The 24,595-nt window shown below is 69.4% G+C and carries 25 protein-coding genes and 1 pseudogene; 12 read left to right on the top strand and 14 right to left on the bottom strand.

The features are described from left to right. The first annotated feature begins 13 nt into the window (after nt 1–13). From C5O27_RS14085 to msrB, 3 genes are all read left to right on the top strand, one after another. Nucleotides 14–1,582, top strand: a complete 1,569-nt coding sequence (locus tag C5O27_RS14085; protein WP_231380833.1) for an alpha/beta hydrolase — start codon at nt 14–16, stop codon at nt 1,580–1,582. Between the two features lie 71 nt (nt 1,583–1,653). Then, nucleotides 1,654–2,910 (top strand): glycosyltransferase family 87 protein, encoded by a 1,257-nt coding sequence (locus C5O27_RS14080; RefSeq protein WP_127962966.1) that lies wholly within the window; start codon nt 1,654–1,656, stop codon nt 2,908–2,910. Nucleotides 2,911–3,032: 122 nt separating this feature from the next. Beyond that, nucleotides 3,033–3,458, top strand: coding sequence for a peptide-methionine (R)-S-oxide reductase MsrB (gene msrB / locus C5O27_RS14075; protein WP_006357292.1), 426 nt, complete (start codon nt 3,033–3,035; stop codon nt 3,456–3,458). Nucleotides 3,459–3,661: 203 nt separating this feature from the next. Here the strand turns inward: msrB and C5O27_RS22995 are convergent, their stop codons facing one another. The 5 genes from C5O27_RS22995 to hemE all read right to left on the bottom strand — a co-directional run bounded on the left by C5O27_RS22995 (nt 3,662) and on the right by hemE (nt 7,726). Continuing rightward, on the bottom strand, nt 3,662–3,814 hold the full coding sequence (locus C5O27_RS22995) for a hypothetical protein (RefSeq protein ID WP_244216512.1): 153 nt from the start codon (nt 3,812–3,814) through the stop codon (nt 3,662–3,664). A 240-nt stretch (nt 3,815–4,054) separates the two neighbouring features. Beyond that, nucleotides 4,055–4,336, bottom strand: coding sequence for a hypothetical protein (locus C5O27_RS14065; protein ID WP_006357291.1), 282 nt, complete (start codon nt 4,334–4,336; stop codon nt 4,055–4,057). Between the two features lie 185 nt (nt 4,337–4,521). Then, nucleotides 4,522–5,217 carry a hydrogen peroxide-dependent heme synthase gene (hemQ, locus tag C5O27_RS14060; RefSeq protein WP_006357290.1) on the bottom strand — a complete coding sequence of 232 codons (696 nt, stop codon included), beginning with the start codon at nt 5,215–5,217 and terminating at the stop codon, nt 4,522–4,524. 38 nt (nt 5,218–5,255) lie between these two features. Then, nucleotides 5,256–6,665: an FAD-dependent oxidoreductase gene (locus C5O27_RS14055; protein WP_127962965.1), complete on the bottom strand. Its 1,410-nt coding sequence runs from the start codon at nt 6,663–6,665 to the stop codon at nt 5,256–5,258. Continuing rightward, complete coding sequence (hemE, locus tag C5O27_RS14050) at nt 6,665–7,726, bottom strand: uroporphyrinogen decarboxylase (RefSeq protein WP_081724786.1); 1,062 nt, start codon at nt 7,724–7,726, stop codon at nt 6,665–6,667. The genes C5O27_RS14055 and hemE overlap by 1 nt, the downstream gene beginning before the upstream one ends. Before the next feature lie 143 nt (nt 7,727–7,869). Between hemE and C5O27_RS14045 the strand changes: the two genes are divergently transcribed. The 3 genes from C5O27_RS14045 (at nt 7,870) to C5O27_RS14035 (ending at nt 10,306) form a co-directional block, all read left to right on the top strand. Beyond that, entirely contained in the window at nt 7,870–8,505 is a 636-nt protein-coding gene (locus C5O27_RS14045) for a DUF3000 domain-containing protein (protein WP_035751407.1), read from the top strand. Nucleotides 8,506–8,510: 5 nt separating this feature from the next. Further along, on the top strand, nt 8,511–9,797 hold the full coding sequence (locus C5O27_RS14040) for an HRDC domain-containing protein (protein ID WP_127963850.1): 1,287 nt from the start codon (nt 8,511–8,513) through the stop codon (nt 9,795–9,797). Between the two features lie 80 nt (nt 9,798–9,877). Then, nucleotides 9,878–10,306: a type II toxin-antitoxin system Rv0910 family toxin gene (locus C5O27_RS14035; RefSeq protein WP_006357285.1), complete on the top strand. Its 429-nt coding sequence runs from the start codon at nt 9,878–9,880 to the stop codon at nt 10,304–10,306. A gap of 48 nt (nt 10,307–10,354) precedes the next feature. On the opposite strand, the gene dxs is transcribed toward C5O27_RS14035, so the two are convergent. From dxs to C5O27_RS14020, 3 genes are all read right to left on the bottom strand, one after another. Beyond that, on the bottom strand, nt 10,355–12,313 hold the full coding sequence (dxs, locus tag C5O27_RS14030; protein WP_127962964.1) for a 1-deoxy-D-xylulose-5-phosphate synthase: 1,959 nt from the start codon (nt 12,311–12,313) through the stop codon (nt 10,355–10,357). Nucleotides 12,314–12,458: 145 nt separating this feature from the next. Then, complete coding sequence (locus C5O27_RS14025) at nt 12,459–13,751, bottom strand: class I SAM-dependent RNA methyltransferase (protein ID WP_127962963.1); 1,293 nt, start codon at nt 13,749–13,751, stop codon at nt 12,459–12,461. Then, nucleotides 13,748–15,763 (bottom strand): APC family permease, encoded by a 2,016-nt coding sequence (locus C5O27_RS14020; protein WP_127962962.1) that lies wholly within the window; start codon nt 15,761–15,763, stop codon nt 13,748–13,750. Before C5O27_RS14020 ends, C5O27_RS14025 begins: the two co-directional genes overlap by 4 nt. Nucleotides 15,764–15,841: 78 nt before the next feature. Here C5O27_RS14020 and C5O27_RS14015 point away from each other — a divergent pair, with 78 nt between their 5' ends. Both C5O27_RS14015 and C5O27_RS14010 read left to right on the top strand, forming a co-directional pair. Beyond that, on the top strand, nt 15,842–16,507 hold the full coding sequence (locus C5O27_RS14015; protein WP_006357281.1) for a potassium channel family protein: 666 nt from the start codon (nt 15,842–15,844) through the stop codon (nt 16,505–16,507). 43 nt (nt 16,508–16,550) lie between these two features. Then, nucleotides 16,551–17,213: a potassium channel family protein gene (locus C5O27_RS14010; protein WP_035754141.1), complete on the top strand. Its 663-nt coding sequence runs from the start codon at nt 16,551–16,553 to the stop codon at nt 17,211–17,213. Nucleotides 17,214–17,216: 3 nt separating this feature from the next. Here the strand turns inward: C5O27_RS14010 and C5O27_RS14005 are convergent, their stop codons facing one another. Beyond that, nucleotides 17,217–17,897 carry a DUF3159 domain-containing protein gene (locus tag C5O27_RS14005; protein ID WP_127962961.1) on the bottom strand — a complete coding sequence of 227 codons (681 nt, stop codon included), beginning with the start codon at nt 17,895–17,897 and terminating at the stop codon, nt 17,217–17,219. After that, a complete protein-coding gene (locus C5O27_RS14000; RefSeq protein WP_006866415.1) occupies nt 17,894–18,271 on the bottom strand; it encodes an OB-fold nucleic acid binding domain-containing protein in 378 nt (125 codons plus the stop codon). Before C5O27_RS14000 ends, C5O27_RS14005 begins: the two co-directional genes overlap by 4 nt. Before the next feature lie 187 nt (nt 18,272–18,458). Between C5O27_RS14000 and C5O27_RS13995 the strand changes: the two are divergent. Further along, nucleotides 18,459–19,181: pseudogene (locus C5O27_RS13995) on the top strand (alpha/beta hydrolase); the annotation flags it as partial. A 26-nt stretch (nt 19,182–19,207) separates the two neighbouring features. Here C5O27_RS13995 and C5O27_RS13990 read toward each other — a convergent pair. Continuing rightward, nucleotides 19,208–20,074: a DUF3710 domain-containing protein gene (locus C5O27_RS13990; protein WP_127962960.1), complete on the bottom strand. Its 867-nt coding sequence runs from the start codon at nt 20,072–20,074 to the stop codon at nt 19,208–19,210. Between the two features lie 76 nt (nt 20,075–20,150). Then, the gene (dut, locus tag C5O27_RS13985) at nt 20,151–20,621 is read right to left on the bottom strand and encodes a dUTP diphosphatase (protein WP_006357275.1); all 471 of its coding nucleotides are present in this window, start codon (nt 20,619–20,621) and stop codon (nt 20,151–20,153) included. A gap of 23 nt (nt 20,622–20,644) precedes the next feature. On the opposite strand from dut, the gene C5O27_RS13980 reads away from it, so the two are divergent. Then, nucleotides 20,645–21,199, top strand: a complete 555-nt coding sequence (locus tag C5O27_RS13980) for a DUF3093 domain-containing protein (protein WP_035754139.1) — start codon at nt 20,645–20,647, stop codon at nt 21,197–21,199. A 120-nt stretch (nt 21,200–21,319) separates the two neighbouring features. Here C5O27_RS13980 and C5O27_RS13975 read toward each other — a convergent pair whose 3' ends face one another. Continuing rightward, entirely contained in the window at nt 21,320–21,619 is a 300-nt protein-coding gene (locus C5O27_RS13975) for a DUF4193 domain-containing protein (RefSeq protein WP_005197286.1), read from the bottom strand. Nucleotides 21,620–22,063: 444 nt separating this feature from the next. Here C5O27_RS13975 and cei point away from each other — a divergent pair, with 444 nt between their 5' ends. Continuing rightward, nucleotides 22,064–22,756 carry an envelope integrity protein Cei gene (gene cei / locus C5O27_RS13970; protein ID WP_035754138.1) on the top strand — a complete coding sequence of 231 codons (693 nt, stop codon included), beginning with the start codon at nt 22,064–22,066 and terminating at the stop codon, nt 22,754–22,756. Between the two features lie 7 nt (nt 22,757–22,763). On the opposite strand, the gene C5O27_RS13965 is transcribed toward cei, so the two are convergent. Further along, nucleotides 22,764–23,651, bottom strand: coding sequence for an inositol monophosphatase family protein (locus C5O27_RS13965; RefSeq protein WP_127962959.1), 888 nt, complete (start codon nt 23,649–23,651; stop codon nt 22,764–22,766). Nucleotides 23,652–23,782: 131 nt separating this feature from the next. Here C5O27_RS13965 and ppgK point away from each other — a divergent pair, with 131 nt between their 5' ends. Beyond that, nucleotides 23,783–24,571 (top strand): polyphosphate--glucose phosphotransferase, encoded by a 789-nt coding sequence (ppgK, locus tag C5O27_RS13960; protein ID WP_035754137.1) that lies wholly within the window; start codon nt 23,783–23,785, stop codon nt 24,569–24,571. Nucleotides 24,572–24,595: the final 24 nt, after the last annotated feature.

Here is a 24,595-nt window from a genome sequence, read left to right as displayed (position 1 = left end):
TACGCTCGCGGACATGCGAAGAGCGCACGCCGTCACGGCAGTCCTGGGTGTGATCGTCGCGATCCTCGTGTCGTCGTGCGCCGTGGGCCCCGACCGGGGCCCCGAACTCATCCCCGGTGGCGGCGGCGGTCAGGGTCCCGCACCCTCGTCGTCCGCACCGCCCCCGGCGCCGGCGCTCGCCGTACCGAAGTCCGACCTCGAGTGGTCGGACTGTGCGGCAGGGACGGCCGGACGCTACGGGGTCGCCCGTCCGGCCGGGGTGACCATCGAATGCGCGGAGTTCGACTCCCCTGTCGACCGGAACAAGCCCGACGGTGAGGTCGTGCGGATCGCGGCGACCCGGGCCCGCACCGCGGCGACGCCCGCCGACGCGCCGCCGCTCGTCCTCACCTCGGGATCGGATCTCCCGTCGTCGCGGACGCTGATGGTGATGTCGTCCGGTCCGGGCCGGGCCTTCGTCGACGCCCACCCCGTGGTGGCCGTCGACCATCGCGGCATCCCCCAGAGCGGGGACCTCGACTGCATGACCCGGCTCGAGCGGAGCACGATCGCCGACAACGGGCTCACCACGCGCGGGACCACCACCCAGGCACGCATCTCGCGGCTCGCCGCGGCCGCGTCGTCGGCCTCGGACGGCTGTACCGAGACACTGACGCCCTACCAACTCAACTTCGGCGCACAGTTCGCCGCGGCCGACCTCGAGACACTCCGGCAGCGGTGGGGCGTCGAGCACCTGGGTCTCATCGGCGTCGGTGAGGGCTCCGACGTCGTCCTCGCGTACTCCTCCCTCTACGGCGGCCGCGCGGGACGCATCATCCTCGACACCCCGACGCCCTTCGGCGCGAACGCCCGCGATCGCGCGCTCCTGCGCGCCCAGGGTGTGCAGACCGCGCTGCAGGGATTCGCGCAGCGATGCTCGACGCTGGACGGTTGCACGCTCGGCACCAACGGAGTGCGGGTGATGACCGGTCTGCTCACCAAGGCGCGCGCCGGACGCCTGGACGGACTGTCGGACACCACCGCTCTCAACGCCATCACCACCACGCTCGCCGTCGCCTCGGATCGCCCCGAGGCACTGCTCGACCTGTCCCGAGCCATCACCGCCGCCGACCGCGGCGACACCGGTGAGCTGGTCCGGCTGGCCGACCGGGCCGCAGCCCTACGGACGACCGACGGCGCCCTGGTCTCGCGCTGCAACGACGTCACCGGCCCGGTGGGTCAGAACGAGATCCCCGGCCTCGTCGAGGCCTGGACCAAGCAGAGTCCGCTGACCGGCTCCGACAGCGCGCTGTCGCTGGTCCGCTGCAACGGCTGGGCGTCGGGCACCGCCGTCCGTCCCCCGTCGTCACTGCCCGCCGACCCGCTGGTCCTCAACGGCACACGGGACCCGGTGAACGGCGGCAACGGCGCGAACACACTCGTCCCGCTGTTCATGAACGCCGGGGCCGAGCCCGTCACCGTCAGCTGGGACGGACTGGGCTTCTCGGTCCTGGGTCGCAGCGTCTGTGCTGCCCAGGTGGCGGTCGAATACGTGAAGAAGACCCCTCTCGGAGGACCCACCCAGCGCGGTTGCCCCACCTGACCCGAGGCGGATCGGTGCTGGCCCGGAGGGTTCTGCGGAGAGCCGGAGGCCACCCGTAGTACGGTGCGCGGGTGGCGAATCTCGACAGGTATCTCTATCCCCAGATGAGTGCGCAGCGGATCATCCCGATGATCCTGTGGCCGATCAGCCTGTTCATGGTCGTGCACCGCTCGGTGTTCCTGGGTGTCAACGGCGACCGCACCGACGACTTCAAGCCGGTGTACGCCGCCGCCTACAACTTCCTGAACAACCTGCCGGTCTACGGCGAGAACTACGCCACCGTCGACCCGCACTACCTGTACCCGCCGTCGGGCACCCTGCTGATGGCGCCGGTGGCGATCATCGACTACGAACGTGCCCGCTGGGCGTTCATCGCGGTCAGCGTGGTGGCACTGCTGATCTCCGCCTACCTGTTGACCCGGATGTTCGGGTACGCCCTGAACTCCTGGGTGATGCCGACGGTCCTGTTCGTGTTCTTCTTCACCGAAACCGTCTCGCACACCCTGATCTTCACGAACTTCAACTCGTTCGTCCTTCTCGGCATGATCGCATTCCTCATGCTGATGCGCTCACGGCACGACTGGTGGGCCGGTGTCCCGATGGGCCTGACGATCGCGGTGAAACCGATTCTGGCTCCACTGATGCTTCTCCCCCTGCTCAACCGGCAGTGGCGGGTGTTCGTCTTCGCCGTCGTGGTCCCCCTCGTGCTGACCGCGGTCGCCTGGCCGCTCTCGGTCGACGCCGACGCATTCATCAGCCGGACTGTTCCCTACCTCGGCGAGGCCCGCGACTACTACAACAGCTCGATCGCCGGCAACGGCGCCTACTTCGGGGTCTCGCCGTGGCTGGTGCTGCTGTTGCGCGCCGCCTTCGTGGTGATGGCCGCGTTCTCCCTGTGGTTCCTCTACCGTTACTACCGCAAGACCAACGAGCTGCTGTGGCTCGCGACATCGTCGGGCGTGCTGCTGGGCACCGCGTTCCTGGTGGGTTCGCTCGGCCAGGGCTACTACTCGATGCTGCTGTTCCCGCTGCTGATGACGGTGTTGCTTCCGGGGTCGGCGATGCGGAACTGGCCTGCCTGGCTCGGCGTGTACGGCTGCATGACGTTCGACAGCTTCTACTCGCAGCGGTGGACGGCCTTCGGCTGGATGGTCGAGTACAACAAGGTGACCTGGGGATGGTCGCTGCTCATGATCGCGGTGTTCTGCTCGCTGCTGTTCCGCTGGCTCGACATGCGATCCGACGGCGTCGCCGGTGAGGACGTGGTGATGCGGTCGGAGACCGACGCTCCCCCGGCGCCGACGGCGTCGCCGGTGAGGACGTGGTGATGCGGTCGGAGACCGACGCTCCCCCGGCGCCGACGGCGAAGTCCGACGACTCGCTGTCGCTCTCGAAGTAGCGCCGCCGCGCGCCGCGCTACCGAGGTGCATGCCGCGCTAACGTGGAACCCATGACCGACAGCATGCCCGAGACCGAGAACCTCGCGACACTCACCGACGAGGAGTGGAAGCAGCGCCTGACCCCGGCCGAGTACCGTGTCCTGCGCCAGGCCGGCACCGAAGCACCCTTCACCGGTGAGTACACCGATACCAAGACGGTCGGCGTCTACCGCTGCCGGGCGTGCGACACGGAGTTGTTCCGCAGCGAGCAGAAATTCGAATCCCACTGCGGCTGGCCGTCGTTCTTCTCACCCCTCGCCGGCGACAAGATCATCGAGGTCGAGGACAACTCGCTCGGCATGAAGCGGGTCGAGGTGCTCTGCGCGAACTGCAAGAGTCACCTGGGGCATGTGTTCGCCGGCGAGGGCTACGACACCCCCACCGACCTGCGCTACTGCATCAACTCGATCAGCCTGAAACTCGAGCCGGCCGAGTAGCGCTGTAGCACAGCAGGTTCGGAGGGAGCAGGACTAGCCGTTCTGCTCCTTCTCCTTCTGCTCCTTTTCCTTCGCCTCCCGCTCTTCCTTTTCCTTGGCCTCCCGCTCTTCCTTCTCCTTCTGCGCCTTCTCTTCCTTCTCCTTGTCCGGGTCCTTCTCCTCGGGCTGCGGGATGTCGATCTGGTGGTCGTCGACCGGCTCCTCTACGGGCGGAGCCGCGACAGGCGAGATCCGGTCCAGCGGCGTGTGTTCGAACGAGCCAGGATCGGAGCGTTCGCGGTCGCGACGCCGCCGGCCAGTGCAGCCGAGAACATCAGTGCTGCGATGATGCGGACCGCGGGGACGAGATGGGTCATGGGGGTTCCTTCACGTCGGGTAAAACGGTGCTGTGTCCCTCGTGAGACGAAGCTCACACTCCCGTCATAACAGAACTTATGGCGTTTTGTCCGTTTTTCACCCTTTGCGGCGACCTGGGTCGGTCGACCAAGTCGCTTGTGCCACAGCCATATTCAAGAAGAATCGGGAAACTCCACCCAGAAAAAGGGGGCACCCGCGGTGTCCGCGGGTGCCCCCTTCAACGGTAGGCAACTGGGCCATCACACCGCGGGCGACCGCTCGGGTTCGGTCGACTCCTCGACAATGGGCCAAGCCGGCTCCACCAGCACATGCTCGAACGACGCCGGATCGGATGCCGGGTCGTTGCCGCCGCCCGGGTCGCCGGGTACATGCGAGATGACTTCAGGCGCGCAGGGAGCGTGCTGACCGTTGGCGAGATTCATCTTGCACGGTTCGGCATTCGCGGTTGCGACGCCACCGGCGAGCGCCGCCGAGAACATCAGGCCGGCGACAACCCGGGCCGCGGGAGCGATTCGGACCATGTGCTTCCTCCAGATCGAGAGCAATTCGTTACCTCTTCTTGAGGCTCCATTCACCTTTCGCTCACCGTGATCTGATCCGCAGGAGTTTTGTCCGCTTTTCATCTAACCGGGCGACACAGGTCACTCCCCACAAAAAGCAGGGGCACCCGCGGTGATCGCGGGTGCCCCTGCTGGAGGTCTCTCGGTCAGGGCAGGGCGTCGATGAGCGCCGAGACCTCGACGCGCGGCCCGGTGAAGAACGGCGTCTCCTCCCGAACATGCATACGGGCCTCGGTGGCGCGCAGGTCACGCATCAGATCGACGATGCGATGCAGTTCCGGTGCCTCGAAGGCCAGCAGCCACTCGTAGTCGCCGAGGGCGAACGACGACACCGTGTTGGCGCGGACGTCCTTGTACTCGCGGGCGGCCTTGCCGTGGTCGGCGAGCATCTTGCGACGCTCCTCGTCGGGCAGCAGGTACCACTCGTAGGATCGCACGAACGGGTACACGCAGATGTAGTTGCCCGCTTCCTCACCGGCGAGGAAGGCCGGGATGTGGCTCTTGTTGAACTCCGCGGGACGGTGCAGCGCCACGTTGCTCCACACCGGGTTGCAGGCACGGCCGAGGACGGTCTCGCGCCGGAACTTCGCGTAGGCGGCCTGGATGGACTCGACGCCGGCGGCATGCCACCAGATCATGAAGTCGGCGTCGGCGCGGAGACCCGACACGTCGTACACGCCGCGGACCACGACGCCGGTGTCCTCGAGGGACTTGAAGAAGTCGGCGGCATCCGACTTGGCCTGGTCCCGGTCGGTGCCGAGCTCGCCGGGGCGAACGGCGAACACCGAGAACATCAGGTAGCGGATCGTGGAATTGAGTTCTGCATAATCCAAGCGGGCCATGACTGACATGGTGCCACCGTGTCCGGCGGGACGAACAGTCAGGTCAGGTCGGTCAGCAGAGCCGACACGGCGCGTCCGGCCTGGCCGATGCAGGCCGGGACACCGACCCCCGCATACGACGACCCGGCGAGCGCGAGCCGACGCGGACGGGACGCGGCGACCTGCGCCATCGTGGCCAGGTGTCCGGGACCGTAGACGGGCAGGCCGTTGGTCCAACGCTGCACGTAGGTGTCGACGACGTTCGGCGATGCGGGTGCCACGCCGGCGGCCCGGCACACCTCGTCGAGATCCTCGAGGGCCTCGGTCCGCAGCCGGTCGTCGACACCGGGTTCTTCGTCGACGCTCGGTACCGGGGCGCCGAACCGGCCGAACGACGCCCGCACCGACACCGGCGCGTCGTCGTGCGACAGGTGTCCCCACTTCTGTGAGCTGAGCGTGAACGCCTTTGCGCGCAGACTGTCCCCGGTCCCGACGAGAACGCCGGAGTGATCGGGTACCGGCGTCCCAGGGGCCAGCGCGATCGACACCACGACCGACGACGCACCCCGGACCGCACGTAGCGGGGCGGCGAAGTCGGGTAGCGAACCGCGCAGGAGATGCCCGGCCTGCCACGCGGGGATCGCGAGGATGACACCGTCGTAGTCCCGGATGTCCTCGCGGGCACCGCCGGCGACATCGAGCGTCCAGCCGGTGGCGGTCGGCTCCAGGCCGCGGACGTACGAGCAGAGTTCGGGTTCGACGGCCGCGGCGGACCGGAGCGCGTCGAGCAGGATCCGGTAGCCACCCACAAGAGTGCCGAACACGGGACCCGAACCGGTGGCGTCGGCGACGAGGCCGGAAACGGCCGCGGTCAGGTTGGGCGCACCACCGTCGAGACGCGCCACGAGGGCCGGGAGCGCCTCACGCAGACCGATGTCGGCGGCGAGGCTCGAGTAGACGCCGCCCAGCATGGGATCGACGCTGCGGGCGACCACGGACGGACCGAAACGGTCGGCGACGAGGTCCCCGACCGTCGGGTCCGCGGACGCGTCCCAACTCCAGGGACGATGCGGCTCGGTGCGGAGGAGTTCCAGGTCGGCGGGGTCGGCGAGATCGGCGACCGCCTCGGGGGTCGCGGGGATTCCCATGAGCGCCGGGGCCGGCAGTGGGTGCAGGCGGCCGCCGGACCACACCGACGGACGCCGGCCGGTCGGTGACACGACCCGGTCCCCCAGACCGAGTTCGTGGACCAGGCCGAGCGCTTCGGGTCGTCGGACGATGAACGCCTCGGCCCCGACGTCGACCGACTGGCCACCGACCGTCGTGGTGTGCAGGATGCCGCCGAGCCGCTCGCTCGCCTCGAGGACGTCGATCTGCGCGTCGGCGCCGAGTTCGCGACGCAGCCGGTACGCCGCCGTCAGGCCGGAGACACCTCCGCCGACGACCGCGATCCGGCGCCGGGCAGCCATCAGAGGCTGTGGATCAGTTCGACGACGCGGGTGAGGACGTCCGGGTCGGTGCCCGGCAGCACGCCGTGTCCGAGGTTGAAGATGTGGCCGATCGCGCCGGCCGCGAGCGCCCGGTCACCGTCGGCGACCACACGACGCACCTCGCTGTCGACGACCTCCGGTCCCGCGAAGAGCATCGTCGGGTCGAGGTTGCCCTGGACGGCCTTGCCGGGGCCCACGCGACGGACGGCCTCGTCGAGCGGCACCCGCCAGTCGACGCCGATGACGTCGGCCCCGACATGGGCCATGGGCGCGAGCAGTTCACCCGTCCCGACACCGAAGTGGATGCGCGGAACGCCGTATCCGGCGACCTCGGCGAGGACGCGGGCGCTGTGCGGTGCCACGAAACGCTGGTAGTCGGCTGCCGACAGCATGCCCGCCCAGGAGTCGAAGAGCTGGATGGCGTCGACGCCGGCCTCGAGCTGGACCTGCAGGAAGACGATGGTGATGTCGGCGAGGCGGGCCATCAGCTCGGCCCAGGTCTCCGGGTCGCCGTGCATCATCGCCTTGGTGCGCTCGTAGTTGCGGCTCGGTCCGCCCTCGATCAGGTACGACGCGAGGGTGAACGGTGCACCCGCGAAACCGATCAGCGCGGTGTCGCCGAGTTCGGCGAGCAACAGTTCGATGGCGCGGGAGATCGCGCCGACCGAGGCGGGTTCCAGGCGCGGGATGCGGGAGACGGCGTCCGCCGACCGCACAGGTTCGGCGATCACCGGACCGGTGCCCGCGACGATGTCGAGGTCGATGCCCGCGGCCTTGAGCGGGACGACGATGTCGGAGAACAGGATCGCGGCGTCGACGTCATGACGACGCACCGGCTGCATGGTGATCTCGCAGACCAGCTCGGCGTCGAAGCAGGATTCGAGCATGCCGTGGTTCGCGCGGATGGCGCGGTACTCGGGCAGCGATCGGCCCGCCTGCCGCATGAACCACACCGGACGGCGTGACGGGGTCCCACCCGTGGCCGCGGCGACGAGCGGCAGGTGCGACCGATGGACCCGGGTACCAGTTACGTTCGACATCACCGCTTACTCTGCCATGTTCGGCGATCTGACCCGCCCCGGGTCGCCTCGCGCCACCCTTCCCGGTCCGCGTCCCCATTTCTGGGGCCGGTGACTCGGCGCGCCTCCGCCGCTGCCAGGCACGACACACCTACGGTCGAACGGTGACTTCCTCGGGAGCTCCGGACGAGCCTGCTGATTTCCGCGCGGCGGTGGAGTCGCTGCATGCTGCCCGCGTCCGCCGTGAGATCGAGGTCGGCCCCATCCGCCCGCCGCAGCGGCTGGCGCCGTACAGCTATGCGGTCGGCGCCGAGGTGCGCCCGCCGGACGACCCCGACGTCGTCCCCACCGATTCTCAGGGCACCGCCTTCGGACGGCTGATCCTGTTGTACGACCCGGCCGGCCAGGACGCCTGGAACGGGACGATCCGCCTCGTCGCCTACCTGCAGGCAGAGGTCGAGGCCGCCCTGGCGATGGACCCGCTGCTGCCCGAGGTCGCCTGGAGCTGGCTGTCCGACGCCCTCGGCGTGCCGGTCGGCGAGAGCAGCACCCCCGCCTCCCCCAACGGCACCGCACACCGCATCGAGGTGACCGCCCTCGGCGGCACCGTGACGTCGACGACGTCGGTGCGCTACGGCGACATCGCCGGACCGCCGCGCGCCCACCAGCTCGAGGTCCGGGCGTCGTGGACCGCGCTGACCGCCGAGGGTCTCAACGGACACCTCGAGGCGTTCTGCGAGGTTCTGTCGTCGGCTGCCGGCCTCCCGCCGACGGGCGTGACCCAACTCGGCGCGACGTGAGCACTGTGGACACACCACCCGAGAACCGAGCAGCCGAGAACACCCCCCCAGGGGACGAAGCCCCCGAGGTCGAGCCGTTGCTCGCCCCCGCCGGCGGTGTCCCGCCGGTGCTCTCGACCGCGGCGGAGTTCGCCGACGCCGCGCGAGCACTCGCCGCGGGCGAGGGACCCATCGCCGTCGACACCGAACGCGCCTCCGGTTACCGCTACTCCCAGCGCGCCTACCTGATCCAGATCAAACGACGCGGCTCGGGCAGCTTCCTGCTCGACCCGATCGCCGATCCCGAGGCACTCGCCCCGGTGATCGACGCGCTACGCGGGCCCGAGTGGGTGCTGCACGCCGCCGATCAGGATCTCCCCTGCCTACGCGAGCTCGGCTTCGAATGCGTCGAGCTGTACGACACCGAGCTCGCCGGGCGCCTGCTCGGCCTCGCCAAGGTGAACCTCGCCGCGATGGTCGCCCAGTTCCTCGGGCTCGGCCTGCTCAAGGGTCACGGCGCGGCGGACTGGTCACGACGACCGCTCCCCGACGACTGGCTGAACTACGCCGCCCTCGACGTCGAGGTGCTCGTCGAACTCCGGGACGCGATGGACGCGGCACTGGCCGAGTCCGGCAAGGACGGCTGGGCCCGCGAGGAGTTCGCCTACGTGCTGTCCCGCCCGCCGGCCCCCCCGCGCACCGACCGCTGGCGCAAGACCTCCAACATCCACACCGTGAAGTCGGCTCGTGCACTCGCGGCGGTCCGCGAATTGTGGACGGCGCGCGAAGAATTGGCGGAGCGCCGGGACGTCGCTCCGGGCCGCGTCCTGCCCGACACCGCGATCGTCAACGCCGCGACCGTCGACCCGAAATCGAACAGCGAACTGACCCGCCTGCCGGTCTTCGGTGGCCCCCGCCAGCGTCGCCAGGCCGGGATCTGGCTCAGCGCCCTGCAACGGGCCCGCGAACTCCCCGACAGCGAGTTGCCGGCCCGCAAGACCACCGGCCCCGGGCTTCCCCCGGTGAGCCGCTGGGAACAGCGCAACCCGGAGGCCGCGGCGCGGATGCAGAAGGTCCGCCCGGCGCTCAAAGAGGTCGCCGAGCACCACACCCTCCCGGTGGAGAACATCCTCGCCCCGGACGTCGTCCGCCAGCTGTGCTGGGACGGACTGGCCGAGCCCGTCACCACCGAGGCGATGGACGCACACCTCACCGCCGCCGGAGCTCGTCCGTGGCAGCGGCAGCTCAGCGTGGAAGCGTTGACCGAGGCGTTGCGCGAGGCCGGGACGACCGAGACCACATCGTCGGAGTAGCCCCGCTCCGAGTTGGGTAAGAGACCCTCCGACAGGCACGACCTCGCAACAGGCACGACCTCACGGAATGGGAGCACTCAGTGGCCACAGTCTCCGTCGGCATCGACTCTGACCTCGACCCGGGCGCAGCCTGGGCACTCGCCGGCAACCTCTCGCGCTTCGACGAGTGGATGACCATCTTCGGCGGGTGGAAGTCCCCGGTCCCCGACTCGATCACCGAGGGGACGAAGGTCTCGTCGCTGATCAAGGTGAAGGGGTTCCGCAACGTCATCCACTGGACCGTCATCCAGTACGACGAACCACGGTTGATCGCACTGTCCGGCACGGGCCGCGGCGGGATCGACATCGACCTCGCGATGAAGGTCGACGAGATCGTCGACGGCTCGCACTTCGACCTGTCCGCCGACGTGTCCGGCGGTCTGCTCAACGGACCCGTCGGGCGTCTCGTCGCCAGGGTGCTGGAATCCGATGTGCACAAGTCGATCTCGAATCTGGCCACCCTGCGCTGAGATCGATGGTCACAGGTCGGCGCCGACCTCCGGCGCCGACCTGAGGCATCAGTCCTCGGCGCGACTCTGTGCGGGATCCGCGGGGCTCTCGATCTGGCGCTCCAGCGCCGGACCGGCCTGCATGCCCGACACCGTCGCGGTGATCGAGCGCGCGAGATCCTGGGCGGTCAGACCGAGGTCGCCGAGGATCTCCCCGCGCGAGGCATGTTCGATGAACGCCTGCGGGATTCCCTTGATCTGCACCGGAACAGTCACCTCGGCCGCCGAGAGTGCTCCCGCGACAGCCGATCCCACTCCGCCGCTGACGCAGCCGTCCTCGAGGGTGACGACCAGGCGGTGACGACGGGCGACCTCGACCACCGAGGTCGGCACGGGCAGCACCCAGCGCGGGTCGATGACCGTGGCCTCGATGCCCTGCTGCCCGAGACGTTCGGCGGTGTCGACGGCGAGGCTGCAGAAGGCACCGACCGCCACGATGAGCACGTCACCGGAGGCCGGGCCGAGATCGCGATCGCTGCGGTGAAGCACGTCGACCCCGTCGTCGAGACGTTCGACCGCGCGGATGTCTTCGGGGACAGCACCTTTGGAGAAGCGGAGGGCGGTCGGGCCGTCGTCGGTGCCGAGCGCCTCGTCGAACTCCTCGCGCAGCCGGACCGCGTCCCGAGGCGCGGCGACCTGCAGACCGGGGACCATCGCCATGAGCGAGAGATCCCACATGCCGTGGTGGCTCGGGCCGTCGGGCCCCGTGATGCCCGACCGGTCGAGGACGAGGGTGACCGGCTGCTTCAGCAGCGCGACGTCCATCAGGAGCTGGTCGAAGGCGCGGTTGAGGAAGGTCGAGTAGATGGCGACGACCGGATGCAGGCCGCCGAGAGCCAGGCCGGCCGCCGAGGTCATCGCATGCTGTTCGGCGATACCGACGTCGAACATGCGGTCCGGGTAGCGCTCGCCGAACGGCGTCAGGCCGGTGGGGCCGGGCATGGCCGCGGTGATCGCTACGACGTCGGGGCGGTTGGCGCCGGCGTCGAGCAGCGCGGCCGAGAAGACCTTGGTCCAGTCCTGCGGTGCGACGCTGGTGGGTCGCCCGGTGACGGGGTCGATGATGCCGGTGGCGTGCATCTGGTCGGCGACGTGGTTCTCGGCGTGGGCGTAGCCCATGCCCTTTCGGGTGACGGTGTGCACGATGACCGGTCCGCCGAAGTCGTGGGCGTGCCGCAGTGCCGACTCGACGGCGTTGATGTCGTGTCCGTCGACGGGGCCGACGTACTTGAGACCGAGGTCGGTGAACATCGCCTGGGGTGCGAGCAGGTCCTTGAGACCGCTCTTCATGCCGTGGAGGACCGCGTAGGCGGGTTCGCCGACCACGGGCATCTGCTTGACGACGCGGCGGCTCTCGTCGAGGAACTTCTCGTAGCCGGGCTGCAGGCGCAAACCCGACAGGTGGCTCGCGAGACCGCCGATGGTCGGGGCGTAGGACCGGCCGTTGTCGTTGACGACGATCACCACGGGACGGTTGCAGGCGGCGATGTTGTTGATCGCCTCCCAGCACATGCCGCCGGTGAGCGCGCCGTCGCCGACCACCGCGACCACGGTGCGGTCGTTCTGTCCGGTCAGCTCGAAGGACTTGGCCAGGCCGTCGGCGTAGGACAGCGCGGCCGAGGCGTGGGAGGACTCGACCCAGTCGTGCTCGGATTCGGCGCGCTCCTGGTAGCCGGTCAGACCGCCGCGCTGGCGCAGATGATCGAAGCCGTCTTTGCGGCCGGTCACGATCTTGTGGACGTAGCACTGGTGGCCGGTGTCGAAGAGGATCGGATCGTGCGGCGAGTCGAAGACCCGGTGGATTCCGAGGGTCAGTTCGACCACGCCGAGATTGGGGCCGAGATGACCGCCGGTCGCCGCCACCTTCTCGATCAAGAACGTCCGGATCTCGGAGGCGAGAGTCTCCATCTCCGCTTCCGACAGTGACCGCAGATCGGCCGGCGAGCTGATCCGGTCGAGCACACCCATCGTTTCCTCCATCACGTGATGCCCCCGGGAACCCCGGTTCGCGATTCCGGGAGAAACCCCCCGGCTCATAACCCGTCAGTCTACGGAAGCATTCGGCACGACCCCGCCCCTCGGATGGTCGACGACCTCACTCGGCGGGTGGAGCTCAGACCGGAACCAGGCACGCGATGGCCTCGACATGGTGCGTGAGCGGGAACGCGTCGAAGCCGCGCACCTGCGCGACGCGATATCCGGCACGGGCAAAGAGACCGAGATCACGTGCGAAGCGGGCGGCATCACAGCCGACGTGCACCACCACGGCCGGTTCGGCGGCCGCGATCGCCTCGACGACCCGCTCGCCGGCGCCGGTGCGCGGCGGGTCGAGGACGACGACGTCGGGCGCCGCCCCGAGGTCGTGGACCCGGGCCGCCACCTCACCCTGATGAGTGACCACGCGATCGCCGTCGGCGTCGAAGGTCCGGGCCGCGGCCGCCAGTGCGCCCGCGTCGGAGTCGACGATGTGGACCTCCTCGAGGCCCGTTCGGTGGTGGTCGAGCAACGCGCCGGCGAAGACCCCGGCGCCGCCGTAGAGGTCCCATGCGACCCGCGGGCCGGTGCCGAGATGGTCTCGAACAAAGCCGACGACGGTGTCGGCGTAGGTCTGCGGCGCGGCGCGGTGCGCCTGCCAGAACCCGGTCACCGGGATGTCCCACGACCGGTCACCGACGCGATGCACCGCGGACTCGGCGCCCTCGACGACCACCTGTGCGCGGGGTCGGGAGCGGCGGCGACGGTTTTGCTGTGCGCGGCGTCGGGCGTCACCGTGCCGGACCTCGGCGACGGGTGCGAGTTCGGTGATGTGGCGGGTGCCGTCGGCGTCGAGGACCACGGCCAGTTCGGCGTGCGGGGTGAACCGGCGGCCGGCGAGGTCGTCGACCATTCCCGGCGCCGGCTGCACGCAGACGTCGTGGATCACCGCGGAACCGCGGAACGCGTGCTGTCCGGCGCGACCCCGTCCGTCGACGGCCAGCCGTGTCCTGATGCGCCAGCCGGTGTCGGTTCCCGGCAACCGGTCGACCCCCCGCGTCGCGAGGTCGGTGCCGGCGATCGTCGCCTCGTCGAGGTGGCCGATCCGGCTCAGGACGTCGAGCAGCACGGCCTGTTTCAGGTCGCGCGCGTGCCCCGGCTCGATGTGCCCGAGATCGCAGCATCCCGCTCCCCCGGCCGCCGCCGGGCACACCACCGGAACCCGATGAGGGGACTCGTCGAGGATCTCGACGGCCTCGGCACGCCAGTACGAGTCGTGGCGGTCGTCGGTGATCTCGGCGACCACGCGTTCGCCCGGAATCGCGCCGCGCACGAACAGGACCCGACCGTCGGCACGTCCGACCGCCTCCCCACCGTTCGCGGGACGATCGACGGTGACCTCGACGCGCCGCGTCGGTGCCGGGGGTGTCACAGTGTGCGCTCCGATTCGCCCAGGGCGCGGCGGGTCTCACCCGGCGCCCAGTACCTCTTGGTCTCCTTGCGGCGGTCCGACGACGTGAGCTGCCAGGGCACCGAGGTCACCATCACCCCGGGTTCGAACAGCAGGCGTCCCTTGAGCCGCAGCGCGGATTGATTGTGCAGGATCTGCTCCCACCAGTGTCCGACGACGTATTCGGGTATGAACACGGTCACCACGTCGCGCGGGGACTCACGGCGGATGCGTCGCACGTAATCGATGACCGGCCGGGTGATCTCGCGATACGGGGAGGCGATGACCTTGAGCGGGACCGTGATGTCGCTGGCCTCCCACTCGGAGACGAGTTTACGGGTGTCCCGGTCGTCGACGTTCACCGTGATCGCCTCCAGGACGTCCGGTCTCGTCGCCCGGGCGTAGCGCACGGCCCTCTTGGAGGCCATGTGCAGACTCGACACGAGAACGATCGAATGCGTCCGGCTGGGCAGCACGCCCTCGTCGTCGGTCTCGGCCCGGTCGAGCTCGCGCTGAACCGACGCGTAATGGTGGTGGATCAGCTTCATCAGCACGAAGATCGAGACCATGGCGAGCACCGCGATCCAGGCACCGGCGGTGAACTTCGTGATCAGCACCACCACCAGGACCGTGGCCGTCATCACCAGGCCGACCGAGTTCACCACCCGCGACTGCATCATCCGCCGCCGGGCACTGGGGTCGGTCTCGGTGCGCAGCAGTCGTGTCCAGTGCCGCACCATGCCGGTCTGACTCAACGTGAACGAGACGAACACGCCGACGATGTAGAGCTGGATCAGCGCCGTCACCTGCGCCCCGAACGCGACCACGAAGACTATCGCCGCGGCCGCCAGGAACAGGATGCCGTTGCTGAACGCGAGGCGGTCGCCACGGGTGTGCAACTGTCGCGGCAGGTATCGATCCTGCGCCAGGACCGAACCGAGCACCGGGAAACCGTTGAACGCCGTGTTCGCGGCCAGCAACAGGATCAGCGCGGTGGCCACCGCGACGAAGAAGAAACCGGCCGGGAACGAGTCGAAGACCGCGTGAGCCAGCTGCGCGATCATCGCCTTCTGCTGGTAGCCCTCGGGGGCACCGACGAGGTCCTTCGACGGGTCCATCACGTACTTCGCGCCGATCTCCTGGGCGAGCATGACGATGCCCAGCAGCAGGGTGATCGAGAATGCGCCGAGCATGAGGAGGGTGGTCGCGGCGTTGCGGGACTTGGGTTTCCGGAACGCGGGGACACCGTTGCTGATGGCCTCGACCCCTGTCAGCGCGGCACATCCGGAGGAGAACGAGCGCGCGACGAGGAAGACCAGCGCCAGTCCGGTGAGGTTGTCCTGGTCGGCGACGATACCGAAGTCGGCCGTCTCCGAACGGATCTCCTCGCCGAGGACGAAGATCTCGGTGAACCCCCAGACGAGCATGCCCAGCACGCCGACGATGAAGGCGTAGGTCGGGATGGCCAGGAACGCACCGGATTCCTTGATGCCGCGGAGGTTCACCGCCGCCAGGATCAGGATCGCGCCGACGCAGAACCAGACCTTGTGCTCGTTGACGAACGGCACGGCCGAACCGATGTTCTCCGCCGCCGACGTCACCGACACCGCAACCGTCAGCACGTAGTCGACGAGGAGAGCGCTGCCGACCGTCAGGCCGGCGTTGGGGCCCAGGTTGACGGTGGCGACCTCGTAATCGCCACCACCCGACGGATATGCGTGCACGTTCTGCCGATAGCTGGCGACCACGACCGCGAGGACCACCGCGACGGCGACGGCGACCCAGGGGGTGAACGCGAGCGCGGTGATACCGGCCACCGACAGGACGAGGAAGATCTCCTGGGGCGCGTAGGCCACCGAGCTCATCGCGTCGGACGCGAAAACCGGGAGGGCGATCCGTTTGGGGAGCAGAGTGTGACCCAGCTTGTCGCTGCGGAAGGGCCTGCCGAGCAGGAGGCGCTTCGTCGCGACGGACACCTTGGAGACGGTGGACACCAGGCAACCCTAGAGCGTCCGCGTCGTGGCGGGTAGGTTCGACTCGCGGCACGCAGGTCGCGTCGGGAGAGGAATGTCGTGCAGGTAGTCATCATGGGTTGCGGGCGCGTCGGATCGTCGCTCGCGATGGCGATGCAGAAACGCGGACACGACGTCGCGATCATCGACCGGGACCCGTCCTCGTTCGCCCGGCTGTCCACCGATTTCGCGGGCCGCACGATCACCGGCGTGGGCTTCGACCGGGACATCCTCGTCAAGTCCGGGATCGAGCACGCCGACGCCTTCGCCGCGGTGTCCTCCGGCGACAACTCCAACATCATCGCCGCCCGCGTGGCCCGGGAGACCTTCGACGTCGAGCGCGTCGTCGCCCGCATCTACGATGCCAAGCGTGCCGAGGTGTACGAGCGTCTGGGCATTCCGACCGTCGCGACCGTGCCGTGGACGACCGAACGTTTCGTCTCCGCGCTCGGCGAGACCGCGACGGCCGAGTGGCGTGACCCGTCCGGTTCCCTGGCCGTCGCCGAGATCGACGTCGACGAGTCGTGGATCGGGGTGTCGGTCGCCAAGTTCCAGGAGCAGACCGGCGCTCGCGTGGCCTTCCTCAACCGGGTCGGCCGGCCGATCCTGCCCGAGTCCAAAACCGTTCTCCAGCAGGACGACGTGGTCTACGGCGCCGTCCTGCTCGACCACCTGGCCGACGCGCGCAGCATCGCCGCGGGACCGTTCACCCAGGCCGAGTCCTGAACACCCCGGAACACCAGAGCCCCGAACACCGAGGAGTCATCCTGTGAAGGTCGCCATCGCCGGAGCCGGCGCGGTCGGGCGCTCGATCGCCCGCGAACTCCTGGTCAACTCGCACGACGTCACGCTGTTCGAGCGCAAGGCCGACCACATCGACCCGGACTCGGTGGCGGGCGCCAAGTGGATCCTCGCCGACGCCTGCGAACTCGCGAAACTCGAAGACGCGCAGTTGCAGACCTTCGACGTGATGATCGCCGCGACCGGCGACGACAAGGCCAATCTGGTCGTGAGCCTGCTGGCCAAGACCGAGTTCGCGATCAACCGCGTCGTCGCGCGGGTCAACGACCCGCGCAACGAGTGGCTCTTCGGTGAGGACTGGGGCGTCGACGTCGCCGTGTCGACCCCGCGCCTGCTGGCCTCCCTGGTCGAGGAGGCGGTATCGGTGGGTGACCTGGTCCGCCTCATGACCTTTCGCCAGGGACAGGCGAACCTCGTCGAACTCACCCTGCCGTCGAACACCCCGATGGCGGGCAAGCCGGTACGCAAGCTCGAACTCCCGCGCGACGTGGCTCTGGTCACGATCCTGCGGGGCGGGCGCGTCATCGTGCCGCAGAGCGACGACCCGATCGAGGGCGGCGACGAGCTGATCTTCATCGCCCCGTCGGAGGCCGAACCTGCCCTCTACGACGCCATGCAGATCACACGCTGACGATCACGCGCTGACGGTCTCTTCCTCGCGGACCGCGCGGCGGACGAGCAGGACCGTCGCGAGCACCGCGAGAGCCGTGAGCGGCCATCCCATCGCGATCCGGGTGAAGGCCAGCCATCCGGTGGCACCGAGGTCGTAGAGCTCGGACTGGGCGAGATACCGCGCCGCGAAGACCAGGGCCCACAGGGCGGTGGCGATGTCGTAGGCGCGCAACGTCCGACGATGCTTGCGCCAGGCGGTCCCCTGCCCGTTGACGAGGTGCCAGGCGACACCGATCAGCGGCCAGCGCACGACGATGGAGATCACGAACACGATCGCATAGGCGAGGGTGGTCCAGATCCCGAAGAGGAAGTATCCCTTGGCGTCCCCCACCCGGTTGGCGATGAAGACACAGATCGCCACGCCGAGAAGGCCGGAGATCGCCGGGGAGAGCCCTTCGCGGCGGACGAGCCGCACTCCGAAGACGAGGGCCGCGGCGGTGAGCGCGGCGACGATGGCGGCCGTGAGGCCGAAGAACGAGTTGACGGGGACGAACACGACGACCGGGACGGTCGAGTAGATCAGGCCGGAGACGCCGCCGATCTGTTCCAGCACCGTGGGGGCCGGCTCGAGGCCCGGTTCCTGCTCGACGTCGTGGTCGGCGGACTCGTCGTCCGACCTGCCGGTGTCACTCGTGGGTGTCACTCGTCGTCGCTGCCCTGCAGCTCGTAGTAGGGGTTGTAGATCACCTTGTGGCCGTCCTGCAGGGCGAGTCGGCCCCGCACGGTCACCTTGCGGCCGGGTTCGATGCCGGCGATGCGATTGCGGCCCAGCCACTTCAGCATGACGATGTCGGAGCCGTCGAAGAACTCCGCCTTCACGCCGGCCTTGGCCGTGCGTGAACAGGTCTCCACCGCGCGCAGCTCGCCGTGCATGGTGACCTCCTCGCCGCGGGTGCAGTCCGACGCGCGTTGTGCGCCCGTCGCCTTCGACTCCTCGGCGATTCGCTCCGCGTCGACGTCCCCGAGGTCTTCGGTGAGTCGGCGGGTCAGTCGCTTGAGATAACCAGCTGTGGGCATCCCAACCTCCCAATGGATTTCAACCGGCGCCAGGGCTTCCGCCGTAGCGTCCGTGGCCACCGAACGAATGATCGGTGGCTGTCCGCCAGCGTAGACCCGGCACCCTCCGGTGACAACGTGGACGACTGGGGCGCACCCGCAGTCCCGGGACACCCTAAGGGATGATCTCTGGGTGCCTCGCATCCGAATGACAGTTGATGCCGTCGTGGACAGTCCGCAAACACGAAAACCCACCGCGCTGGTGGTGATTCCCGGGACCGGTTCCGATGCCGACCACGTCACACGTGCCTTCGGTCACGCCGCCGCGACGCTCGGGGTGGAGCTGGTGGCACTCGAGCCGACGTCGGCTCTCGTCGACGGACACCGTCGAGGCCTCGACCGCGCGGCGGCCGAGCACGACTGCGTTCTGGTCGGAGGAGTGTCGATCGGCGCCGCGATCGCCCTCGAATGGGCCCTCGCCGACCACGTCGGACGTTGTGCGGGCGTGTTCGCGGCCCTACCGGCCTGGAGCGGGGACGCCGACTCCGCGCTCGCCGCCGCGAGCGCACGGGCGACCGCCGACGCGATGGAACGAAACGGACTGGAGGCGACGGTCGCCGAGATGGCGGCGAGCAGTCCGGACTGGCTGGCCGAGGAGCTGTCCCGTTCCTGGCGCAGACTGCACCCCGAGGTCATCGGTCAGCTGCGTGACGCGGCGCGCTACTGCGCCCCGACACCCGCACGGATAGCCGGGCTCACCGTTCCGCTGGCACTCGTCGCGGCGCCCGACGACGCGATCCATCCGATCGCCGTTGCCCGAGCCTGGGAGGACGCAGCACCGCATTCGGCGCTGGTCGAGGTCACCCTCGAGGGGTGGGGCCGTGATCCCGCGCTGCTCGGTGCGAGTTGCCTCGATGCATACCTACGCGTCGAGCCGTCGGCCGGGCCGCAGCGGGATCAGCGCCGACGGAAGAAGCGCTGCATCGCCGAGCCCGACGACGGCGGCAACGGAGCGTCGTCCTCGGGGTCCGGGTCGGCGGTGACCGACGGGTCGTCATGTCCACCCGACCCGCCCTCGGCCGGGGTCTCGGTGTAGGAGTTCTCGCCGTAGACGGTGGCGTGTGCGACCTGGTCCAGTGCTCCCCCGGCAACCCCGTCCGATTCGTCGGCGGCCGGGACCTCGGGGGCGGGCGCCTGGGCCTGCGACGCGGCCCCTGCCTCCGCCTCCGCCTCGGCGAAGATCTGCTGTTGCGCGGCGGCCACCTGGTCGGCGAGCACCGGCGGCAGCACGATCGGGAGGGGTTCGCGCGGCGGGTGCGGCTCGGAACCGCGACGCACGACGGTCTCGGCCAGCACGGCCCGGCTCAGGCGCGCGAGATCCTCGGCGCTCTCCGACGGACCGCTGCCGACACAGCGCACGAGCCACCGCGGGCCGTCGACGCCGATGAAGCGGTGCGTGCCGCCCTCGACCTCGGCCACGACCTCACGGCCCCAGTGGCCGTCCTCGATGCTGGTGGCCGCACCGCCGTCGCGCAGCGACTCGGCCAGTTCGCGGACCACCTCACGCCACATCCCCGGCGACTTGGGCGCCGCGAAGGCACTCACCGAGATCCGGCCGATCGGGGTGACCAGGTAGACGTTCTGGGGCTGGTGGGTCTCCGACATCTCGACGGTCACCTGCCCGCCCTCGACCACCGGCACGAGCACGGAACCCAGGTCGAGATGGGAGTTCTCCAGCTCGCTCGTCTCCGTCGCGAGGGCGTCGATGTCGTAGGGGCCCAGTGCCTGTCCGACCCGCAGTTCGTCCGAACCGTTATTCGTCATCGCCTACTCCTCGTTGATCCGCATTCGTGTTGAAGATTAATCGACGCGGGGGCAGACGACGCCCGGCGTGTCGCGCTCAGCCCAGGACGGCGTGGCCGCCGCTGGACCCGTATCCGCCGTCGCCGCGGCTGGTGTCGTCGAGTTCGTCGACCTCCACGAAGTCGGGCAGCTCGACGCGCTGCACGATCAGCTGCGCGATCCGGTCACCGCGCGAGATGGTGATGGACTGCTCGGGGTCGAGATTGATCAGGCAGACCTTGATCTCCCCGCGATACCCCGCGTCGATCGTGCCGGGCGTGTTCACGATGGACAGGCCGGCGCGGGCGGCCAGCCCGGAGCGCGGATGGATCAGCCCGACGGTGCCGAACGGCAGCGCGATCGCGATCCCGGTGCCGACCAGCTGCCGGCGTCCCGCGGGCAGCTCCAGGTCGATCGTCGAGCACAGGTCGACGCCCGCATCCCCGGGATGAGCCCGGGTGGGCAACGGCAGATCGGGGTCGAGTCGACGGACCGCGATGGGCGGCAGAGGGGGGAGATCTGGGGTCACGCACGCAGACTACGCTGGTCAACGTGACCGCACCTCAATCGCCTGACAACACCGGCGGCACGTCGGAGAATCCGGCGACGCGCCGCGACTCCGGGTCCGCGGACCTGTTCGACGAGCGCCTGCACGTGCCGTGGTGGTGGTGGCTGGCCGCCGCCGTCGTGACCGGCGTGGTGGGCTACGAGATCCAGTTGTCCGCCCACGGCAGCAAGTGGAGCGTGATCGGCTATGTCGTCACCGCCATCCTCGGTGTCCTGGTGCTGTGGTCGATGGGCCGCACCCGCGTCCGGGTGACCGCCGACCGCGAACTGCAGGCGCATCGTGCGCGTCTGCCGCGGGCCGTCGTCGCGCGCGGCGCCTCGATCCCGGCGACCGCCAAGAGCGCCGCCCTCGGCCGGCAGCTCGACCCCGCCGCCTACCTGGTGCACCGCTTCTGGGTGAAAACCATGGTCCTCATCGTCCTCGACGATCCCGACGACCCGACCCCGTACTGGCTGGTGTCCACCCGTCGCCCGGCCGAGCTGCTGGCAGCGCTCGACATCCCGGACGCCGCCGCGGATCGCCCGTCGACGACCGCCTGACGACACCGGGACGTCACACCGGACACGACGAAGGGGCCGCGCCTGATGGCGCGGCCCCTTCTTCGTCAGGCCCTGTCTGTCAGGGACTCGTCGTGCTCATCCGCGGGTGATCCGCGGAACTCACGCGCAGTCGACGCAGATCAGCGAGTTGCCGTTCTCCTCGGCCAACCGGCTACGGTGGTAGACGAGAAAGCAGCTGGTACAAGTGAATTCGTCGGCCTGCTTCGGGATGACCCGGACCGACAGTTCTTCACCGGAGAGATCGGCCCCGGGCAGTTCGAAGGACTCCGCGGTGTCGCTCTCGTCGACGTCGACCGCCGCGGACTGCGCCTCGCTCCGACGGGCCTTCAGCTCCTCGAGCGAGTCTTCGTTGAGGTCCTCGGCCTCGGTGCGTCGTGGCGCGTCGTAATCAGTAGCCATTGTGTGCCTTACTTGTTGCGAGTGTGAGGGGGCGCTCTCGGTTCCGGCTCGGCCGTCACCAGGGGTGTGCGCACGACTCCGCCGGGATTGTCTAGCCGGTGGGGTCACTACAACACCGGCTCGAGCGCAATTCGTTCCCGAGAATCCGGCGTATTGTGTGACTTCGGTCACGGTTCGATGTCGGCTGCACCCCGAGTCTGGAAGCGCGAGCGCCCGAAGAATAGACCACGTCCAGTCAATCGTCAATGCGGCACCGCGAATTTGTCCGAAATCGGGCGTTTGACGCAGGTCGGGCCCGTAGGAGAGGTCACGACACGGCACCGGCGGCGAGGCTCGCACCCGCGGCGCGATCGACCCTCTAGAGTGTTGCGGAGATCGCGCGGGGCGTCGTTCCCGGTGCAGTACACCCGCTCGTGAGTTTCCCCAGTGAGGAGTCGTTCCACGGTGGTCTCGAAGATTACGACCGGCTACCCGACCGACGAACAGGGCCGCCCGTACCCGCGCCGCCGGTATGCCCCGGCGATCATCACGGTGGTGGTCCTCATGGTCCTCGGCGTGATCGTCTGGGCGGTCGTGCTCGGCAGCGACGACAGCGAATCGGTTCCCACGGCTTGTAATCAGCCGTCCCCGGCAACCGCCACGGAGGCCGGCGCGCCGGAGCCGGCGGAGCCGCCGGCCCTCACCCCGGTCCCCCGCGACGAGATGCTGGAGGTCGCACCCGCCGCCCTGTCGACCTTCCAGGTCCGCGTCCTCAACGCCTCCGAGGAACGAGGCGCTGCCCGATCGGTGTCCGAGGACCTCGCGGCCCAGGGCTTCACGCCGGCCGTCGACACCCCGTTCGCCGACGATCCCGTCTACGTCAACCGGGATCTCAACTGCGTCGCGCAGATCCGGTTCGGTCCTGCGGGCCGCGCCTCCGCCGCGGCCGCCTGGCTGGCGTTCCCCTGCGCGCAGCTCGTCGACGACGGACGCCGGGGTACCGCGGTCGACGTCGCACTCGGTACCTACCACTCGGGTGGTGAGCTCTCCCAGGACGCGCAGGCGGCGCTCGAGGCGCTGCGGTCGGCCGATCCCACCAACCCCGAGACCGGTGCCGATCCCGCCCTGGTGAAGGCGGTCCACTCGGCCCCGTGCTGAGTTCGTCCTAGACCAGCGGTTCCCGCGCCCCGACCTCGTCCAGCAGTCCGAGGAACTCGTCGGCGATACCCGGTGCGACGGCCACGGTGATGTGCCCCTCGTCCGCCCGGGAGTCCGGCGGCGGGGTCACCACGACCGCACCCGCCTCGGCGGCGATGAGACCGCCCGCAGCCCAGTCCCAGGGACTCAGGCCGTGTTCGTAATGGGCGTCGACCGCGCCGGAGGCCACCATGCACAGATCGAGCGCCGCGGCACCGATCCGCCGGATGTCCCGCACCTTCGGGAGCAGCTCCGCGACGATCCGTCCCTGCGCGCGCCGACGGTCGGCTGCGTAACCGAAACCCGTTGCCACGAGGGCGAGTTCCGCACGGTCGACAGGATTGCAGCGCAGCGGCACTCGGTCGCCGTCACCGTCGGCGACCCAGGCACCGCCGCCCAGAGCGGCCCCGTAGACGACCTCGCGCGCCACGTCGACGACGACACCGGCGACCGAGCGGCCGTCGACCTGCGCCGCCAGCGACACCGCATAGGCGGGGACGCCGTACATGAAGTTGACCGTGCCGTCGATGGGGTCGACCACCCAGCGCACACCGGACGGGACGGCACGACTCCCGCCGTGCTCCTCCCCCAGGACCTCGTCGTCGGGCCTCGCCTGGTGCAGGAGCTGCCGGATGAGGCGTTCGGTCTCGGTGTCGGCGACGGTGACCGGATCGGTTTCCGTCGACTTCGTCGACACCGGGCTCACCGTCGACTTGGTCGACACCGGGTTAAGTGCCGGTGTCGCACCGAACAATTCGGGTCGGCGGCGTCGCACGTGGGCGGCCGCCTCCTGCGCCACGTCCACCGCGATGGCGGCCAGTTCGTCCACCGGAATTGTCTGATCCACGTGTTCCATGTCAGCACATCGGCGGCCGGGACCGCGCACCGGTGAGGCGAAGCAACGCATCTGGAGGGATGCCGCGCGTGCGGCGGCGGGCGCCGATAGCCTGATGTCGATCACCGCCGGCCGCCGAAGGGGACTCCGCCATGACCGACACGCCCGCCACCGACAGCTCGCCGACCCCCAGGAATCCGGGCTTCGGCGTCGACGTCGGCGGCTCCGGGATCAAGGGCGGCATCGTGGATCTCGACACCGGCGAACTCGTCGGCGAGCGATTCAAGGTGCTCACCCCGCAGCCGGCCACCCCGGAGGCGGTCGCCGCCGCGGTCGCCGAGGTCGTCGCCCACTTCGACTGGGCCGGTCCGGTCGGCATCACCCTGCCGGGCGTGGTCACCGAGGGCATCATGCGGACCGCCGCGAACATCGACAAGGCGTGGATCGGCACCGACGTCTACGAGCTGTTCAGCCGCCACCTCGGCGGGCGCGCGGTCTCGGTGCTCAACGACGCCGACGCGGCCGGGATGGCCGAGGACGCCTACGGCGCGGGCAAGGGCGTCGACGGCGTGGTGATGCTGCTGACGTTCGGCACCGGCATCGGCTCGGCGATCCTCATCAACGGCAACCTCGTGCCCAACACCGAGCTGGGTCACATGCAGGTCGGCAAGAAGGAGGCCGAGCACCAGGCGTCGTCGCGGATCAAGGAGGAGAAGGACTGGTCCTACGAGAAATGGACCGAGAAGGTGTCCGACGTCCTCAAGGCCTACGAGGCGCTGTTCTGGCCCAAGCTGTTCATCGCCGGCGGCGGCATCAGCCGCAAGGCCGACAAGTGGATTCCCCTGCTCACCAACAAGACCCCGGTCGTGCCCGCCACGCTGCTGAACACCGCCGGTATCGTGGGCGCGGCGATGGCGGTCTCACAGGGCATCAAAACCTAGGCCGCCGCGTCGATTGACCAGGGC

Source organism: Gordonia alkanivorans (assembly GCF_004011905.1).
Classification (GTDB): Bacteria; Actinomycetota; Actinomycetes; order Mycobacteriales; family Mycobacteriaceae; genus Gordonia; species Gordonia alkanivorans.
Note: the sequence above shows the minus strand (reverse complement) of the source record. Positions and strands in the feature narration are given on the sequence as shown.